Origin of the sequence: Paenibacillus dendritiformis (assembly GCF_945605565.1) — a bacterium.
GTDB classification, from domain to species: Bacteria; Bacillota; Bacilli; order Paenibacillales; family Paenibacillaceae; genus Paenibacillus_B; species Paenibacillus_B dendritiformis_A.
This window is the reverse complement of sequence record NZ_OX216966.1, coordinates 173,155-191,672: the sequence shown is the minus strand read 5'-3', so window position 1 is coordinate 191,672 and position 18,518 is coordinate 173,155. Positions and strand designations below refer to the sequence as shown.

Here is an 18,518-nt window from a genome sequence, read left to right as displayed (position 1 = left end):
GGCCTCCCGACGTGGCAGGGATACGGCGCTGAACGGCATGGAACCATTACCTGTCATAGGCGGGAACATGGTATGATAAGTCCATCTGTACATAGAACTGGAGAGGATTCGGATGTGGACGAATCGGAATGTATGGATTGTGCTCTGTGGCGAGTTCGTGGCCGGCCTCGGCTTATGGACTTCCATTATTGCCAATCTTGAATTTATGCAGCATCAGGTGCCTTCGGATTTCATGAAATCGATTATTCTGTTCATCGGCTTGCTGGCGGGCGTCCTGATCGGCCCCTACGCCGGAAAAGTCATCGATTCTTCCCGCAAGAAGCTGGTGCTGATCTATGCCGGTCTCGGTCGGATGGTAGGCGTCTGCTTCATGTTTATTGCGTTGGCGACCGATTCCGTGCTGTGGATGGTGCTGTTCAACATTACGCTGCAAATATCGGCGGCATTCTATTTCCCTGCGCTTCAATCGGTTATTCCGCGCATTGTCGCCGACAAAGATCTGTTGACCCTGAACGGCGTACATATGAATGCCTCCACCATCGCCCGAATTATCGGCACCGTGCTGGCGGGCATGATGCTGACGGTCATGAGCCTGGCCTCGCTCTATGCGGCTTCCCTGGTCGGCTATGCGCTGCTGCTCGTGTCGACGTTCTTCCTGGACGTGAAGGAGGATCTGCCGTCTGGCAAAGCGGCTTCCGCAGGGAAGAAGAAGGGCGGAGGCTTCAAGGAAATCGTGCCGATGCTCAAGCGGATGCCGGTCGCGGTCATGGCGCTTGGGCTGTCGTTCATCCCGGGCTTGTTCATCGGCGGCTTCAATCTGATGGTGATCAACATCAGCGAGATCCATCAGGACACCCAGATCAAAGGATGGCTGTATGCGGTCGAAGGGATCAGCTTCATCGCTGCCGCCTTCTTCGTGAAGCGCATCTCCGGCAAGGGCGGACTGCTCAAGCTGCTGTGCCTGTTCGCTCTCCTGAGCGCGCTGGGACATTCGCTCTTGTTCTTTGCCGATATTCGCGGGATGGCGCTGTTCGGTTTCGGTTTGTTCGGTCTCGCGGCGGGCTTCTTCTTCCCGCTGTTATCGACATATTTTCAGAAGACGATTCCGAAGGACTATCATGGCCGCTTCTTCTCGTTCCGCACGATGCTGGACCGGGTCATGTTCCAGGTCGTGCTGCTGGCGACGGGCTTCATGCTCGATACGATCGGGCTCTCCTATATGGTCCTCGTATTCGGCGGACTGTCGGCATTGTTTATCGCCTACGCTTATGTCCGCTCTTCCCGCATGCAGGAGCGTCCGCTGGAGGCGGTGACGGATCCGGGGAGTCCTTCGATGTAATCGTGGGCTGCGGGCGGCACGGCAAGGCCGCCCGTGAACCGGGCAGGAAAGAGGAATCGGACTGCTTTTGTTCGTGCAAAGCGGTCTTTTTTGTGCCAAAATCCTGTATAGATGGACATATTGCCTGAAAGAGGTCTTGCCTTCCGGCCGCCGGATTGGTAGGATGGTGCTGAAAGTGCTTTCATTTCATCATTCGCCGTACAGGATGCGCTCCCTGCTGCGTATCCTATCGTATGACGTGCGGAGCCGGATTCGATCATGGATACGCGTAGAAGGAGGAATAGCGATGAAATATCGCAGCGTGTTTGACATCATTGGTCCGATTATGGTCGGACCGTCCAGTTCACATACGGCGGGCGCTGCCAAGATTGGCCGCCTGGCCCGCAGCATATTCGGGAGACAGCCGAAGAAGGTTCATATATTTCTGTACGGCTCCTTCGCGGAGACTTATAAAGGCCATGCGACAGATGTCGCGCTCGTGGCCGGTCTGCTCGATTTTGATACGAATGACGCCCGGCTCCCGCAGTCGCTTCAATTGGCAGAGGAGGCCGGGATGACGGTCGAGATAACGGCCGAAGATGCGGTGCCGGAGCACCCGAACACGGCCCGTATCCGCCTGTCGGATGACCAGGAGGATATGGAAGTGACCGGCATCTCCATCGGCGGCGGGAAGGTGGAGATTGTCGAGCTGAACGGCTTTAAGCTGAAGCTCTCTGGCCAGTGTCCGGCCATCCTTATATTGAATCATGACCGCTATGGCGTCATTGCGGGGGTGACGCGGATTTTGAGCGAGGCCCGGGTCAATATCGGCCACATGGAGGTCAGCCGCAAGGAGAAGGGCAAAATGGCGTTGATGGTGATTGAGACCGACGAAATGATCGATGAGGCGATGTTCGGGCAGATTCGCGGACTTCCCGGCGTGAACCGCGTGCTCCGCATGGAAGATTGATGCGTTGTCCAATCTAAGGGAGAGGTGATGAAGCATGTTCCGCAATGTGGCTGAGCTGGTCGCGCTCGCAGAGGAACGCTCGTGCAAATTGGCGCACGTGATGATAGAGCAAGAGATGGAAGTGAAGCGGATGACGCGCGAGGCGGTCATCGCCCAGATGGAGCGCAACCTCGATGTGATGGAGCAGGCGGTCGCGCGGGGGCTGTCCGGCGTGAAGTCCCACTCGGGCCTGACGGGCGGAGACGCCGTGAAGGTCCAGCAATATATCGCCTCCGGCAAAGCATTAAGCGGCGGCACGCTGCTCGATGCGGTCAGCAAGGCGATGGCGACGAATGAAGTGAACGCGGCCATGGGGCTTATCTGTGCGACGCCGACGGCCGGCGCCGCGGGGGTGGTGCCGGGGACGCTGTTCGCGCTCAAGGAGAAGCTGAACCCGACACGGGAGCAGATGGTGGAATTTCTGTTCACGGCCGGAGCGTTCGGCCTCGTCGTGGCGAACAATGCGTCCATCAGCGGAGCGGCGGGCGGCTGCCAGGCCGAGGTCGGATCGGCAGCGGGCATGGCGGCCGCGGCCATTGCCGAGCTGGCCGGAGGCACGCCGCGGCAGGCGGCGAACGCGATGGCGATCGCGCTGAAAAATATGCTCGGCCTTGTCTGCGACCCGGTCGCCGGGTTGGTCGAGGTGCCGTGCGTGAAGCGCAACGCCTTGGGGGCGTCCAACGCGATGGTGGCAGCCGATTTGGCGCTGGCCGGAGTGGAGAGTGTCATTCCGTGCGACGAAGTCATTGAAGCGATGTTCCGGATCGGACAGAGCATGCCGATGACGATGAAGGAGACGGCGCTTGGCGGTCTGGCCGCGACGCCGACGGGCATCCGGCTGAAGAAGGAGATTTTCGGCGAGAATCCGGGAACCGGCGCGGCCGATTCCGCTCAGACGGAGTGATGCCGAACGCCGCAGCCGCGAGTTGGCAGGCTTTGCGAGAGAGCTTGGCCGAATCGCGATGATCAGACTGCGAGGTCTTCGAACCGGAAGGAACGCCTTCCTGTTCGGAGGCCTTTTTTCAAATAGATGAAAGTATACGATAGCGTCCATATTTGCTATGCTAATGATGCTGAAAAATCGCCGGATACGGCTTTAGCGGACGAAGGAACGGCAGCGGACGGGTTCCTGTCCGATACATTCGTTGTATTCATGATATAGGAAGAGGATGAAGGAGGTTCACAATGGAGGAACGGCAGCCGGCTCCTGGGGGAGCAACCGAGCAGCGCAAGACGGAGCATATTCGCATTTGTTTGGAGGAAGCGGTGAATGGCGTCGGGATTACGACAGGGCTCGAACGTTACCGCTTTCTTCACCAGGCGCTGCCCGAGCTGGATTTCCGGGAGATCGATCTGGCGACAGAATGGCTGGGCAAGCGGATTCGCACGCCATTCCTTATCAGCTCGATGACCGGGGGCAGCAGTATAGCTGCCCCGATCAACCGCCGGCTGGCCGCGGTGGCGGAGGCGCGGGGCTGGGCGATGGGCGTAGGCTCCGTCCGAGCGGCGGTGGAGAATCCGGGACTGTCGGGCACATTCCGGATTCGGGATATTGCGCCGACGGTGCCGATCTATTCGAATATCGGGGCCGTGCAGCTGAACATGGGAATGGGGATCGAGGAATGCCGCCGCGCCGTGGAGCTTGTGGAAGCGGACGGCTTAATTCTCCATCTGAACGCGCTGCAGGAAGTGTTCCAGCCTGAAGGAGACGTCAACTTCGCAGGATTGCTGCGTCGTATTGAGGAATTATGCCGCCAGTTGGACGTACCCGTCGGCATCAAGGAGGTCGGCTGGGGAATCGCCGGCGATACCGCGCGGCAACTCGCCGATGCCGGCGCGGCATTCATCGACGCGGCCGGCGCGGGCGGCACGTCCTGGAGCCAGGTCGAGAAGCTCCGCTCCGCCGACCCGATTCGCCGCCGCGCGGCCGAAGCGTTCGCCGGCTGGGGCATTCCGACGGCGGAGAGCGTCCGGCTTATCCGGGCAGCGCTGCCGCACCAGCCGCTTATTGCAAGCGGCGGACTGCGTACCGGCGCCGATGCGGCGAAGGCGCTGGCGCTCGGCGCGGATCTGGCCGGATTCGGCCGCTCCCTGCTGGCCGCCGCCGCCGATTCGGAGGAGGCGGTGGACGAGGTGCTGGCGCAGGTGGAGCTGGAGCTCCGCATCGCCATGTTCGGCATCGGCGCGGGCCGCATTCGGGATCTGCGCGCCACGAATCGGCTGATGCCAAATTAGGCAAGCTTTGCTATAATGGACACATCCAACGGCCACAGACCCCGAGCCTGTGGCCTCCTTTATGCTCCCGGCTATCGGGCCCGGAGGGTGTCCAACCTGCGCCTATGAAGCACTTCACTCAGCTTGTCCCACTCGCCTTGCCAGAACTGTGAGTCACCTTCATTTATGGGAAATAAAAACTGTACCCTTACCTTGGAATATCCTTTATATTATTATCGGAATCACAATCAAACGTTCGGATTTTACGCATATCGCTCTCCTAAGACTGCCGAACGGGCGAATGTCGATACATATTAAACCAGGAAAGAAGGGTTGAAGCATGAAACAATCGATGTTCAACTTTAGCACCAAAACGGTTGTTGCCATCGGGATCGGAGCGGCATTATACGGCTTGCTGAGCACCATTACGATTCCGCTGGTGCCGCAGACGGGCCTGCGCCCGGCCATTGCGATTCTGACCATTTTCGGCGCGATGTTCGGTCCGATCGTCGGTCTGTTGAGCGGGGCCATCGGTCATATCATCACCGATTTGACTTGGGGCGGCGGCACGATCTGGTGGACATGGGTGCTTGGATCCGCGATTTCCGGATTCGGAATGGGTCTCGTCTACATAAACAAATCTTTCGATGTCAATGAAGGCCGTTCGACGAAGGGCGCTATCTTGACGCTCGCGATCACCGGTTCATTGGGGCTGGCTGTCGGCTTCGGACTGTCCAGCATCCTGGATGTGTATTTGCTGGGAGAAGCGCCGGACAAAATGTGGCTCCAGTTCGTTGCTTCGACCTTGGCCAACATCGCTGTTCATTTGGTGCTGGGCATCTCGGCCGTGCTTGGTCTTATCCGTTTGAACCGCCGCAATTCGAATTTGCGGGTACTTAAATAAGCTGCTAGAAACGAATAGAGTTCCACAGCATAGGAGGGGGCGCGTGGCGTGATCGGAAGTCCCCCATCGGGCCCTCTCCTGGTGGGACATGGATTGGCATGCAGCATGTGACAGGAGTTATCGAAATCATGAGGGAACCGCTTATCTCGTTTCGGGATTTCAGCTTTCAATATCGCAGCTTGTCTGAACCGACTTTGAAAAATATCACCCTGGACATCTACCCGGGGGAGAAAATATTGATTGCCGGACCGAGCGGTTCCGGCAAGTCCACATTGGCCCATTGCATCAATGGGCTGATTCCATTTACGTACAGCGGCACGATTAGCGGCGATTACAGCCTGCAAGGGCGGCGTCCCGCGGATTTGAGCATCTTCGAGATCAGCCGCAGCGTCGGCACGATTCTGCAGGATCAGGATGGCCAGTTCATCGGACTGTCCGTCGGCGAGGATGTCGCCTTCGCGTTCGAGAATGATTGCATGCCGGTAGCGGAGATGAAGCCGAAGGTCGCACGCGCCCTGGAGATCGTCGACATGCTGCCTCATACCGGACACAGCCCGCATGAGCTGTCCGGGGGACAGAAGCAGCGGGTGTCGCTTGCGGGCGTGCTGTCGATGGAGGCCAACGTCCTGCTCTTCGACGAGCCGCTCGCGAATCTGGATCCGGCCAGCGGCAAGCATGCGATGGCTCTGATCGAGGACATTCATAAGCAGACGGGCAAGACGATTCTCATTATCGAGCATCGCGTCGAGGATGTGCTGGAGCAGCCTGTCGATCGCATCGTCATTATGGCGGAGGGACGGATTGTCCGGACGGGAACCCCGGACGAGATTCTGGCTTCTTCCGTCATGAGCGCGCATGGCTTGCGCGAACCGCTATATGTGACCGCGCTCAAATATGCCGGCTGCGAGCTGAATCCGGAAGATCATCCGTCCTCACTCGCGCAGGTCGGCGCGAATCCGGAATACCGTTCCCGCCTGGCCGCCTTCGTCGCCGCAGCCGATGCGGAGAAGCCGCTGCCTGACCGCGAACCGCTGATCGAGATGGACAATGTCCGCTATTCGTACGACGGCGAGCGCGAGGTCATTCGCGGAGTCAGTCTGACGATTGGGCGAGGAGAACGGCTGGCCCTGCTGGGCAATAACGGCGCGGGCAAGTCCACCCTGTCCCACCTGCTGACCGGAATTGCCAAGCCTTCGTCCGGCTCGATCCGCCTGCTGGGAGAAGACACCCGCAGCTGGTCGATTCGCCGTCTTGGCCAGCAGATCGGCTACGTCATGCAGAACCCGAATCATATGATTACCCAGGCGATGATCTGGGATGAAGTCGCGCTGGGCCTGCGCGTGCGCGGGCTTGGCGAGGAGGAGGTCTCTGCCCGGGTCGAGGAGACGCTGCGCATCTGCGGTCTGTACGGCTACCGGGAATGGCCGATCTCCGCCCTGAGCTACGGCCAGAAGAAGCGCGTCACGATCGCTTCGATTCTGGCGCTGGAACCGCGGCTGATGATTCTGGACGAGCCGACGGCCGGACAGGATTACAAGCATTATACGGAATTTATGAGCTTCATCTCGCGGCTGGCGGACAGCGGGCTGTCGTTCCTGTTCATTACCCATGACATGCATCTTGCTCTGGAGTATACCGAGCGGGCCGCCGTGCTCTGCGACGGCGCCATCATCGCTTGCGGCGAGACGGCGTCGGTGCTCACGGATGTATCCGCTATCGCGCGCGCGAATCTGAAGGAGACGTCGCTGGGCGCGCTGGCGCGGCTGACGGGCGCCGCTGCCCCGGACATGCTTGTGCGCGATTTCATTGCACATGAGAAGAAGGTGAATCATCATGAGTAAGGCGGGGATGCTCTACATCGACCGCAACACCCTGTTCCACCGGATGGACGGGGCGGCCAAGCTGCTTCTGCTGGCCGTGTGGACGGTCGCCGTCTTTTTGTTCCAGGATCTGCGCGTCTTCGTGCCGCTCTTCCTGTTGGGCATCATCATGCTCGTCAGCGCGAAGCTGCCGTGGCGGCGCATTCGCCTGCTCGTCTGGCTCATGATCGTCTTCAATGTGTTCAACTCGCTGTTCACCCTCGTCGTGACACCGGCTTACGGGAGCGAGGTGACTGGTTCGACGACGGTCATCGCCAATCTGGGCTACAACGTGCTGACGTTGGAGACCGTCATCTACGTATTGACTCTGTCGATGAAATATATGTCCCTTATGCCGATTACGGTGCTCTTCATCTATACGACGCATCCGACCCGGCTGGCCAGCAGTCTGAACCGGGTGGGCGTGCCGTACAAGGTCGCCTACGCGTTCAGCATCGCCTTCCGGTACATTCCGGACATGCAGGCGGAATTCCGCAACATCTCGAATGCGATGCAGGCGCGCGGGATCGGCTTTGGCAAGGGGGAAGGCTCGTTCTCGCAGCGGCTGAAGCATTTTATATCGATCGCGATTCCGCTCGTTCAGTCCTCGCTCCACCGGATCGAGACGATCTCGAATGCGATGGATTTGAGGGGCTTCGGCAAGCATGCGCGCCGCACCTGGTATTCGGCCACGGTGTGGCAGCGGGAGGATTACGTCATTATAACGATTAGCGCCGTCGCGCTGATCGCAGCGATTATAGCGCGCGTTCAGGGATTCGGGACATTCTGGTATCCCTTCGCCTGAGGCGATCGGCGCCGGGACCGAATGGGGCTGTCTCATAAGCAGTATTAGACTGCCGTGAGACAGCCCCTGCCTGTTGAACAAAGAATACCGCCTTTTCCCGGACGAGTCCGTTTGTTCAAGCCTGATTCGATGTGACGGTTGGGTTACAGCCATTTCCTGCATACCCCAGGAATTTCAGCCATATCAATGGAATGAAAGCAATAATCGGAGAAATTGAGCTTTTGCAGGAATTTCATCCAATAACGGCTCAAATAGGGGAAATTCCTCCGTTTACACAGGATTTCACTGTCTCATCTATGTTCCGCCGCATTGCCCCGCCGTCTTCTCCGCCTCGACATTTGCCGCAATCCCGTCTTCTGTCTCTTCATTTTTAAGTGTCCGATGGGGACAGTCCCTTTGTTTTTTTGGCACAACTATTGCAGTGACCGGGGTTTGCGGGTAACCTAGAAAAAATAGAGCAGAGCAAGGAGTGCAATCATTACGCATGTCAAGACAACAAAAATCAACTTATCGTCGCATCGACAAAAACAAAGATCAATTCAGCAGCTCTTCCGGGTTTATTCTGGCGGCCATCGGCAGCTCGGTAGGGCTGGGCAATATGTGGAAGTTCCCCTATGTCACCGGCCAAAACGGGGGAGGCGCCTTTTTCCTCCTGTTCATCTTCTGCCTTGTGCTGGTAGGGCTTCCGGTGCTGCTGGGCGAGCTGACAGTGGGCCGGGCAGGCAGAGGGGATCCGGTCACGGCCTTCCGCAAGCTGTCCGGAAAGAGAGGCTGGGGCGCGATCGGATTTATTGCGGTGCTTGCTCCCTTTCTTATTTTAACGTATTACAGCACTATTGCGGGATGGACGCTTCATTATGCCTTTGAATCGTTGACAGGCGTCTTGTATGCCGATCCGGATTATGGAGGACATTTCACGGCCTTCACCGCCGGCTGGGGGCCGGTTCTGTGGCAGTTGGCCGTGCTTCTGCTGACTGGCTACATCATTGCCCGCGGCATTACGGGAGGGCTTGAGAAATTCAATAAAATCGTCATTCCCGGACTGCTGATCATTTTGTTGGTCATGCTGGTGTGGACATTAACGCTGGAGGGTGCCGCTGAAGGCATATCCTACTTTTTGTATCCCGATTTTTCAAAATTGACGTTTCAATCCGCGCTGATGGCGCTTGGGCTTGCTTTCTTCTCCCTCTCTCTCGGGATAGGGGCGATGGTTACGTATGGCGGATACGTGGATTCGCATCAGTCGCTGCCCGCGGCGACTCTGGCGGTCGGTGCCGGGGATCTGGTGTATGCGCTGATTGCCGGACTCATTATTTTCCCCACGATCTTCACGTTCGGAATCGAGCCGAATGCGGGGCCCGGCCTTGTGTTCGCGGCGCTGCCCGCTGCTTTCGCCTCGATGCCGTATGGCGAATGGTTCGGGGGGCTGTTCTTCATTCTGCTTGCCATCGCGGCGCTTACATCTTGTCTGTCGTTGATCGAAGTTCCGGTAGCCTTTATTATCCGGCGGTTCCAGATGAAGCGCAGTTGGGCGACGGCGCTTGTCATGGGGGCGGTGTATGTTATCGCCCTCCCGGCGACGCTGGCCGCCGGCGGCGTATTGACGGATTGGAAGCCGGGCGGACGCAATCTGTTCGATTGGCTCGACTTCATCACCTCCAATATTATGCTTCCGTTAAGCGGCTTGTTCGTGACGCTGCTGATCGGCTTCGTCTGGACCGGCGCCAAGGAGGAAGCGGGGCTCCGGCCGTTTATGGGACGGGTGTGGGGAATGATGATGCGCTATGTCGTGCCAATTTTGATTATTCTCATTTTCCTCTCCTCCATCGGCATATTGTGATGTCTTTCGGTCCCTTGTCCTTTGCTCCGAAAAAAAATGACGGCGAAGTGCAACATCTGCCAACCTGGGCCCGTCTGTAACAATGAACACGGCAATTCTCCCGCATTATACACAACGGGTGAAGCGCCGAACTTGCAGGAACAGGACGCGACAGGGAGGAATTCAGATGAAAAAGCGTACATGGACAAAAATGATATTGACGGTAAGCATGCTTGCGATGGCGGCCATGCCGTTGACTGCGGCGGCCCAAGAGAATAACAATAAAGTGAATGGTCAGGTCGTCAGCCAACAGGCAGACCGTTATGAGAAAGACAACAAACATAAGGACCTTGATCGGCCAATTCAACAGGACTGGCTCGCTACGAAAGGCACAATGGAAGAAATCCGCATCAATAAGGACGGTGCTTACGTCACGGTTACCGGCGAGGGCGTGCAGGCTAACGCACAAGATACGGTGGTGCTGGCTTTGACGGAGGATACGGCGATTGTGGATCAGAACGGCAAAAAGGCGCATTTGCACCAAGCGGTGAAAAAAGGCTGGACGGTGACCGCTTGGTACGGACCGAAGCTGACACGCAGCATTCCAGCGCAAGGCACGGCGGAAAAGATCGTCGTCGAACGCCCAAGCAATGGCAATGACGAGCACAAGAACGAAAAGAAAACGGATGGCATCATCGTGAACGCAAGCAAGGATCGCATCGAGCTGCTGGGCGAGAACCCGGTTATTCTGAACATTACCGACGAGACGGTCATCAAGGATGAAAAGGGCAACAAGCTGACCGCCGATGCGCTCAAGAACAATGTCCGGGTGGAAGCCCGCTACAGTGCGGTCATGACGAAGAGCCTGCCTCCGATCAGCAATGCCGCCAGCATCGTGGTCAAAGAAGAGACGGTTCGCCAGACAGGCACGATTCTGAATGTGAATGCGAAAGGCGATCAAGCGTCGATTCGGCTGGATGCGGATTCCGACGGGAATACCAATAACGATATCGTGTTGTCCATCAATAAGGATACAACGATCGTGACCAAGGACGGCAAGGAGCTGAAGATGAGCGAACTGAAGGCCGGCCAAAAAATTATCGGCTTCCATGCGCAAATTATGACCATGTCCCTGCCGCCGATGAGCTATGCCTATCAAATTGTCGTAACGGAGTAAAATAGTTTTGAGCATCCGCCGCCAGTCAGCGGATGAAGACAGTCCGGCCGGAGTGATTCTGGCCGGACTGTTCTATGTTCTGATGAGATACTAGCTCTGTTTTAGGCTTACCCTGCGTTCCGACTTTCTGCATAACGAAACCTGTGGCGGCAAAGCTGCAATTTTACAGTTTTTTATTGCGTTGGAGGGTGACTTCTGAACAATTCCTGTAAAAGTCAGGCTGTTGAGAAAGTCCAAGGGATTCTTTGGCACTTCATTTTTTATGTGGTGGATCTCGTCTCTCCGTAGAAAAAATCGATTTAAAACGCTATGCGTGCCAATTTTTGAGTAGGAAAATGGACAATCTCCCCCCCTTCGTAAAAACAGGGGTTTTCCAACGACCTGAAAACTGCACCATTTCCCTAGACACGTCTATCCGGTAGGCGAAATCCGCAAAACTACACGATTTCTCCAGACACACCTATTCGGTAAGCGAAGTCTGCAAAACTGCACGATTTCAACACCTATTCGGCAAGCGAAATCCTAATCCTGCGCAAATACAGCAATTCGATATGGACGACTTTACCAGAAAGGGAATCCTGCACAACTGCAGGAATTTTACCCGTTTCGCTTCGGCTTGAAGCAAAAGGGCCTAAAATGATGTAGATTTGCAGCATTTCCTCGGGATGTGGACTCATTGAGCCGAAATTCCTGTAAAATAGCAGCAATTCCCTCCACACGTTCAAGCCCCGAGAGGCAACGATGCCTGCTGAAGGCATCGAGGCGATGATACCTCCTGGAGGCGATGATGCCCCCAGGATCCGACGCGGTGCTGCGAGATCCTGCTTCGGATGCCGGATATGCCGGCTGCGGGGAAATGGAAGCGCCCCCTGCGGCGCAAGGCTGCAGGGGGCGTTCCGTGCCGTCTATTCGAAAAGGGGGAGAATGTCATGCTACTATAGATTTCACCGCTTCCCGGACGATTGAAACAGCAGTTTGATGCATTTTTGGAGGGGCTGCGGCCGGCGGGCATTTTCTTTTCGACATTTTCCGATATTTTTCAGTAACTTCCCGGTCCTGAAGTGATATAATGGCAATTAAAACCACGGCCCCGATGGAAAGGGCAGGCATATGGAGGAGAGAGTAATGGGGACGGCTTATGATGCGGGATGGCTGCATGCGTTCGGCTCTGGAGATTATATGCCCGAATTGCTCAACGTGATGGAGAACGGTTCGCGGGAGCAATCGGCAGATGCGGCCCATTCGCTATTCGAACAATTATGCAGCGACGGCAACGAGATGGATCTCGCCGTCTGCGGGTTGATCCATCCGCTGATCGATATTTTGAGCGTGCAGAACAAATCAGTGGCCAAGGCGACGATTTTGAACGGCATCGCCCAGGTGCTGCGTCTGACGGCGACCTGCCGCCTTCCGTTCGGCGTCACGCCGAACGCCCGGATCCGGGATGCGGCGGGAGAGGATGAAGCCGAACAGTTGGCCGGACGGTGGCTGGCGGCACTGCGGGATCGGTTCGCAGAGTGGACTGCGCTCCTGCATGAAGACGAGCAGACGGCGATTCAGGCCATCTATGTCATTCACTTGATGCAGGACGCAGCGCCGGAAGCGGAGGATATGCTGCTTCACGCTTCCTTGCACGGGGAATGGCAGCGCGTTAGACTGAACGGGCTGATAGCCCTTGCCGATTGCCGCCGCCGGCTTCATAAGCCATTCAATCCTTCGCTTGCGCTCGGTCAACACCGCGACGATGTAAGGGAAGAAGCTGTCCGTTCCATCTGCATGGCGCTTGCCGGGCAGGAGTCGCTTGGACGGAAAGAGTGGGAGCAGCTGATTCAAGGCTGCGCCTTGCCGCGGCTTGAGCGGATTCAATTCCCGTGGGCGGATGGCGCCATCTCTTCCGTATGCGCCCAGGCCGCATGCCTGGCTCTTGCCCGATCCGCCTCGCGCGAGGAGCGGGCCGAATTTTGGATGAAGGCATTGGAACGGACCATTCAGGCGCACCGCCAGCGCTCCCGTCAGGTCGTCTGGGAAATCGGGGCCTCGACGGTGCAATGGGATGAAGAGTGGCTGCAGTGGAATTGGAACGGGCCGATGCTGGTGGCGGATGGGATGCTGTCCTCTTTGTTCGCTGGGGTCCGCGACGCGGAGACCGGGATCGAACCGGAGAATGAGCCGCCCGTCGTCGCGAAAGTGATCAAGCTATGCCTGCAGTATCAGGTGGAGATGCCGAATGCCGGGCGGTATGGAGCAAGCCGTCTCATTCGAAGCCTATACCGTTATCTGACCTAGACCTCTTCGGCTGCAGTAAGGCCGCCTGAGGCGGCCCGCCTTCCATCGGCGCTAGCGGTCAGCGGCCTGTTGGCCGCAATGGAGAGCCCTTATTAGTCCCTTGCCCGCTTATCGGGAAGCGGATTGACCGATTTGGCATCTTCGACGTTATCGTTCACGAAGGCCATGTCCTGATTTTGGGCTTTCATTTTCGTCGTGCCTTTGTAGTTGCCGCGATGCGTTTTGTTTTCCATCGTCTTGCACCTCTTTCTTCCTGAGCTTATTGTTGCGGGCGGTTATCAAGGCCCGATTTTTACTTTTCGCCGATGGCGGATGACTTATCCACTCACCGCGCACAGCGGTTCAGCGGATGCGGGGCTTCCCGATCATCCCGGAACCGGGGGGAGCTGTCTTGCCTGAAGGCTCATACGCCCGGGCAGCCGCGAAGCGGGGACCCGAACAGGGAGCCCAACCCGAATATGTAGACAATTCGGAAAAAATCCAGTCGATGACTAGGTTTTTTTTGTGTTGTTGGTTATAATGGTTAAGGAATTTTTGCGTCCTTTCTACAGCAATGGTCAATGATAGGGCAGGCCTTGAACCCTGCCGGCACAATGGACTTATGGATAGAGCACATCGAATGAAGGAGTTGTCATTATAAATGGCTTTGAAAGCTGGTATCGTCGGACTGCCGAATGTCGGCAAATCGACGCTGTTCAATGCGATTACGCAAGCGGGGGCGGAATCCGCCAACTACCCGTTCTGCACGATCGATCCGAATGTTGGCGTGGTGGAGGTTCCCGATGAGCGTCTGGACAAATTGACCGAGCTCGTCGTGCCGAACAAGACGGTACCGACGGCATTCGAGTTCGTCGATATTGCCGGCCTTGTTCGCGGCGCGAGCAAGGGCGAAGGGCTCGGGAACAAGTTCCTGGCTCATATCCGCGAGGTGGACGCGATCGTTCACGTCGTCCGCTGCTTCGAGGATGAAAATATTACGCACGTGGACGGCAAAGTGAATCCGGTTAGCGATATCCAGACTATCAATCTGGAATTGATTCTGGCGGACCTCGAATCGGTCGAGAAGCGTCTTGATCGGACGAAGAAGAACATGAAGAGCGGCGACAAGAAATTTGCCCAGGAGGCAGAGGTGCTGGAGCGCCTCAAGGAAGTGCTCTACAATGATCAGCCGGCTCGCAGTCTGGACCTGACCGATGACGAGAAGCTGCTCGTGCGCGATCTGCATCTGCTGACGATGAAGCCGGTGCTCTATGCGGCGAACGTAAGCGAGGACGGCGTAACGGATGCAGACAATAATCCGTACGTGCAGCAAGTGCGCGACTTCGCGGCGCAGGAGAATGCGGAGGTCGTGCCGATCAGCGCCAAGGTCGAGGCAGAGATCGCGGAGCTGGACGGCGAGGACAAGGAGATGTTCCTGCAGGAGCTCGGGCTGGAGGAGTCCGGTCTGAACCGGCTCATCAAGGCGGCTTACCGTCTGCTTGGGCTGTATACGTACTTCACTGCAGGCGTCCAGGAAGTGCGCGCCTGGACCATCCGCAAGGGCATGAAGGCGCCGCAGGCGGCGGGCGTCATCCATACCGACTTCGAGCGCGGCTTCATCCGGGCGGAAGTGGTGTCCTATGACGATCTGGTCGCGGCCGGATCGATGAACGTCGTGAAGGAGCAGGGCAAGCTGCGGCTGGAAGGCAAGGAATATGTCGTGCAGGACGGAGACGTCATGCACTTCCGGTTCAATGTATAGATAAAAGCATGCGCCGATTGCACGGCGGCGGCATATTGCTGTTGATAGCCTCGGGCTATTCGGGTAATCGGGTATTTGAAAATAGAAAGCAAGTTGCATATTAGAAAGAGGTGAACGTGATATGTTGGACCGTCTGCAATCTTTGGCGGATCGCTATGACAAATTGAGCGAGCTGCTGTGCGATCCGGATGTGGCGAACGATCCGAAGAAGCTGCGCGACTATTCGAAGGAACAGTCCGATTTGCAGCCTGCGTACGAAGCCTATATGGAGTACAAAAACGTAATAAGCGAGCTGGATGCAGCGAAAGCCATGCTGCAGGAAAAGCTGGACGATGACATGCGCGAAATGGTGAAGATGGAAATCGAGGAGCTGGAGGAGCGCAAGGTCAAGCTGGAGGAGCGCATCCGCGTGCTGCTGCTCCCGAAAGACCCGAATGACGACAAGAACGTCATCGTCGAGATTCGCGGCGCGGCCGGCGGCGACGAAGCGGCGCTGTTCGCGTCCGATCTGTACCGCATGTATACGCGCTACGCCGATGCCCAGGGCTGGCGCACGGAGCTGATGGAAGCGAATATCAGCGATCTGGGCGGATTCAAGGAAGTCATCTTCCTCGTCTCGGGCAAGGGCGCTTACAGCAAGCTGAAATACGAGAGCGGCGCGCATCGCGTGCAGCGCATTCCGGCGACGGAATCAGGCGGCCGCATTCACACTTCGACCTCGACCGTCGCTGTCATGCCGGAGATCGATGAAGTCGAAGTGGAGATTCTCGACAAGGACATTCGCGTCGATACGTTCTGTTCGTCCGGCGCCGGCGGGCAATCCGTCAACACGACCAAGTCGGCCGTGCGGGTAACCCACATTCCGACAGGCATCGTGGCGACCTGTCAGGACGGCAAATCGCAGAATGACAACAAAGTGAAGGCCCTTCAAGTACTTCGGGCCCGGATCTTTGATATCAAGCGGCAGGAAGAGGAAGCAAAATACGCGGGCGAGCGGAAAAGCAAGGTCGGCACCGGCGATCGCAGCGAGCGCATTCGCACGTACAACTTCCCGCAGAGCCGCGTGACGGATCACCGCATCGGCCTGACGCTGCACAAGCTGGATCAGGTGATGAACGGGGATATGGAAGAGATTATTCAGGCGCTGACGCTGACCGAACAGGCCGAGCTGATGGAGCGGGAGAATCACGCATGAGCCGGCCCGGCGGATCGGAGCAGGGAGCGCAAGGCTCCTTCCGCCTAGCCTGGCCGTTAACGATAAGAGAAGCCTGGGTGCAGGCTTCTTCTTTTTTGGCGGCCGGCGGGGTGGAGGACGCGCCGCATCATGCGGAGCTGCTGCTGCGCCATGCGCTCGGCTGGGAGCGGGCGGCCTATCTCGTGCGGCTGCCCGAACCGATGCCCGAAGCGGCCTGCCGTCCGTACGAGGCCGCGATTGAACGGCGGGCCGGAGGCGAGCCGACCCAATATATTATCGGGGAGCAGCATTTCTACGGCCTGCCGTTCGCCGTGTCTCCGGATGTGCTCATTCCGCGTCCGGAGACGGAGCTGCTGGTCGAGGCGATCGTGGCCGAAGCGAATCGCCTCTGGCCGGCCGGGACCGCGCTGCGGGCGGCCGATATTGGCACCGGGAGCGGCGCCATCGCCTGCACGCTGGCGCATCTGCGGCCATCCTGGCAGGTGACGGCGACCGACATCTCGCCCGCGGCGCTCCGGATGGCGCAATCCAACGCCGAGCAGCTCGGCGTGGCGGCGCGCCTGAGCTGGCGCGAGGGCGACCTGCTGGCGCCGCTGGCCGGCCGCGGATTGGACGTGCTCGTGTCCAACCCGCCGTATATCCCGGCCGCCGAGATTGGCGGGCTCATGCGCGAGGTGCGCGATTATGAGCCCCGCACAGCGCTGGACGGCGGAGCGGACGGGCTCGACCCGTACCGCCGCATCGTCGCCATGCTGCCGCTGCTGGACTGCCCGCCGCGCCTCATCGGCTTCGAGGTCGGCCAGGGCCAAGCCCGCGACGTTGCTGCGCTGCTGGAGGCGGCAGGCTACGGGGAGCGCCTCGTCATCGTGCCGGATCTGGCCGGCATCGAGCGCCATGTCATCGGCGTGCGCGCCATGCGCCCGGACGATGGGGAGCCGGCTGGCCGCGGCGGAGCGGAAGACGGCACGGCAGAACGCTGAGTATTGGGAGGCCAGAGCAGCCAATTGAACGAATCTCCCAAATCATGCCTATAAAATTGTAAATCGCTAGATAATATGGTGTTCATTATTGATAGAGTTCCTTTTCTTCGCGGCCCGTCTCTCAGGCGGGCCCGGGGCGCGGGACTCTATTTTTTTATTCTATGAATTATGAATTGCCGACGTTTAATCCTGACGCTGCCGGACATACTGATAGACAAGAGGCGCGCCCAACCTCACAAGGAGTAGAAGAACATGAGATCACGGATGTTCGTACTCGGTCTCCTGCTGGCCATCGTCGCCGCAGGGACGTGGATGCGTTGGGATCAAGGCCGCGCGGCAGCGGCTATGGAAGAAGCAGGCATGGCAGGGATAACGACGGCGGAAGCCGGACAGACGATGGCAGCGGCGATACCCGAAGATGCGATTCGGCTGCGCGTGCTGGCGAATTCGGACACGGACGGCGATCAGCGGGTGAAGCGGCTGGTGCGGGATCGCATCGTCGAGCAACTGAACGGCTGGCTGCAGCAGCAAGCCGAACCGCAGACGCGGGAGGAGGCCCGGGAATTCATCGCCGGGCATCTTGAGGAGTTGGAGACCACGGTCGCCCTGACGCTGGCGGATGAAGGCATGCCGTATTCGGCGGAGCTGACGCTGGACGAGGTGCCGTTCCCGGCGAAGCTGTACGGCGGCCAGGTGTATCCGGCGGGCATGTACGAAGCCCTGCTCGTGACGCTGGGCGCGGGGGAAGGCCAGAACTGGTGGTGCGTTCTGTTCCCGCCGCTCTGCTTCATTGATGGCGATACGGGCCAGGCGAAGGCGGACTCCGGTGGCGGAAGCGGAGGCGCCTCATCGGCAGCGAAGGGGCAGGATGGAGCTCCGGCGGACGGGGGAGGCGGAACGGCCGGAGCTGCCGGCGGACTCGAGGCTTCGGGAGCGGAGCCAAGTGCGGATGGCGGGACGGAAGTGCGCTTCTTTTTATGGGATATGCTGGTAAGCTTATTCCAATGGCTGGCAGAGGTGTGGAATGCTCTTATCGGTTAATTATAGGCTCCTCTGTAGGCTATTGATTCGCTAGCGCTGTGCTATCGTTGCCGCCCGTTACGGGCCGGCCGGGCAGCGCCGCATGCTGGACGAGCTCTCGGCAATTATGGTACAACTAGAAGAAGACATCAATTCGACGGGATGGACTGGGAGATGCCGAAGCTGTTTTG

At 58.1% G+C, this 18,518-nt stretch carries 17 protein-coding genes; 15 read left to right on the top strand and 2 right to left on the bottom strand.

Annotated features, from left to right (window positions below; translation table 11 throughout):
• Positions 1-112: 112 nt before the first annotated feature.
• From NNL35_RS00790 to NNL35_RS00750, 10 genes are all read left to right on the top strand, one after another.
• A complete protein-coding gene (locus NNL35_RS00790) occupies positions 113-1,339 on the top strand; it encodes an MFS transporter (RefSeq protein WP_006678477.1) in 1,227 nt (408 codons plus the stop codon).
• Between the two features lie 286 nt (positions 1,340-1,625).
• Positions 1,626-2,288: an L-serine ammonia-lyase, iron-sulfur-dependent subunit beta gene (sdaAB, locus tag NNL35_RS00785; RefSeq protein ID WP_006678476.1), complete on the top strand. Its 663-nt coding sequence runs from the start codon at positions 1,626-1,628 to the stop codon at positions 2,286-2,288.
• 34 nt (positions 2,289-2,322) lie between these two features.
• Positions 2,323-3,231: an L-serine ammonia-lyase, iron-sulfur-dependent, subunit alpha gene (gene sdaAA, locus NNL35_RS00780; protein WP_006678475.1), complete on the top strand. Its 909-nt coding sequence runs from the start codon at positions 2,323-2,325 to the stop codon at positions 3,229-3,231.
• Positions 3,232-3,357: 126 nt separating this feature from the next.
• Positions 3,358-3,489: a hypothetical protein gene (locus tag NNL35_RS30290; protein ID WP_276540116.1), complete on the top strand. Its 132-nt coding sequence runs from the start codon at positions 3,358-3,360 to the stop codon at positions 3,487-3,489.
• Positions 3,490-3,512: 23 nt separating this feature from the next.
• The gene (gene fni, locus NNL35_RS00775; protein ID WP_006678474.1) at positions 3,513-4,562 is read left to right on the top strand and encodes a type 2 isopentenyl-diphosphate Delta-isomerase; all 1,050 of its coding nucleotides are present in this window, start codon (positions 3,513-3,515) and stop codon (positions 4,560-4,562) included.
• Between the two features lie 319 nt (positions 4,563-4,881).
• Positions 4,882-5,445 carry an ECF-type riboflavin transporter substrate-binding protein gene (locus tag NNL35_RS00770; RefSeq protein ID WP_006678473.1) on the top strand — a complete coding sequence of 188 codons (564 nt, stop codon included), beginning with the start codon at positions 4,882-4,884 and terminating at the stop codon, positions 5,443-5,445.
• A gap of 128 nt (positions 5,446-5,573) precedes the next feature.
• Positions 5,574-7,286, top strand: a complete 1,713-nt coding sequence (locus NNL35_RS00765) for an ABC transporter ATP-binding protein (RefSeq protein WP_006678472.1) — start codon at positions 5,574-5,576, stop codon at positions 7,284-7,286.
• Positions 7,279-8,109: an energy-coupling factor transporter transmembrane component T family protein gene (locus tag NNL35_RS00760; RefSeq protein WP_006678471.1), complete on the top strand. Its 831-nt coding sequence runs from the start codon at positions 7,279-7,281 to the stop codon at positions 8,107-8,109. Before NNL35_RS00765 ends, NNL35_RS00760 begins: the two co-directional genes overlap by 8 nt.
• 484 nt (positions 8,110-8,593) lie before the next feature.
• Positions 8,594-9,949, top strand: a complete 1,356-nt coding sequence (locus NNL35_RS00755; protein WP_006678470.1) for a sodium-dependent transporter — start codon at positions 8,594-8,596, stop codon at positions 9,947-9,949.
• A gap of 166 nt (positions 9,950-10,115) precedes the next feature.
• On the top strand, positions 10,116-11,105 hold the full coding sequence (locus tag NNL35_RS00750) for a hypothetical protein (protein ID WP_006678469.1): 990 nt from the start codon (positions 10,116-10,118) through the stop codon (positions 11,103-11,105).
• Between the two features lie 503 nt (positions 11,106-11,608).
• Here NNL35_RS00750 and NNL35_RS00745 read toward each other — a convergent pair.
• Complete coding sequence (locus NNL35_RS00745; RefSeq protein WP_254552832.1) at positions 11,609-11,782, bottom strand: hypothetical protein; 174 nt, start codon at positions 11,780-11,782, stop codon at positions 11,609-11,611.
• A gap of 448 nt (positions 11,783-12,230) precedes the next feature.
• Between NNL35_RS00745 and NNL35_RS00740 the strand changes: the two genes are divergently transcribed.
• Positions 12,231-13,391 carry a hypothetical protein gene (locus tag NNL35_RS00740; protein ID WP_006680171.1) on the top strand — a complete coding sequence of 387 codons (1,161 nt, stop codon included), beginning with the start codon at positions 12,231-12,233 and terminating at the stop codon, positions 13,389-13,391.
• Positions 13,392-13,483: 92 nt separating this feature from the next.
• Here NNL35_RS00740 and NNL35_RS00735 read toward each other — a convergent pair whose 3' ends face one another.
• Positions 13,484-13,624, bottom strand: coding sequence for a hypothetical protein (locus NNL35_RS00735; RefSeq protein ID WP_006680170.1), 141 nt, complete (start codon positions 13,622-13,624; stop codon positions 13,484-13,486).
• A 407-nt stretch (positions 13,625-14,031) separates the two neighbouring features.
• On the opposite strand from NNL35_RS00735, the gene ychF reads away from it, so the two are divergent.
• The 4 genes from ychF to spoIIR all read left to right on the top strand — a co-directional run bounded on the left by ychF (position 14,032) and on the right by spoIIR (position 18,348).
• A complete protein-coding gene (ychF, locus tag NNL35_RS00730; RefSeq protein WP_006680169.1) occupies positions 14,032-15,132 on the top strand; it encodes a redox-regulated ATPase YchF in 1,101 nt (366 codons plus the stop codon).
• Positions 15,133-15,253: 121 nt separating this feature from the next.
• Complete coding sequence (gene prfA / locus NNL35_RS00725) at positions 15,254-16,327, top strand: peptide chain release factor 1 (protein WP_006680168.1); 1,074 nt, start codon at positions 15,254-15,256, stop codon at positions 16,325-16,327.
• On the top strand, positions 16,324-17,307 hold the full coding sequence (prmC, locus tag NNL35_RS00720; protein ID WP_006680167.1) for a peptide chain release factor N(5)-glutamine methyltransferase: 984 nt from the start codon (positions 16,324-16,326) through the stop codon (positions 17,305-17,307). Before prfA ends, prmC begins: the two co-directional genes overlap by 4 nt.
• Before the next feature lie 252 nt (positions 17,308-17,559).
• Complete coding sequence (gene spoIIR / locus NNL35_RS00715) at positions 17,560-18,348, top strand: stage II sporulation protein R (protein ID WP_040734622.1); 789 nt, start codon at positions 17,560-17,562, stop codon at positions 18,346-18,348.
• Positions 18,349-18,518 lie beyond the last annotated feature (170 nt).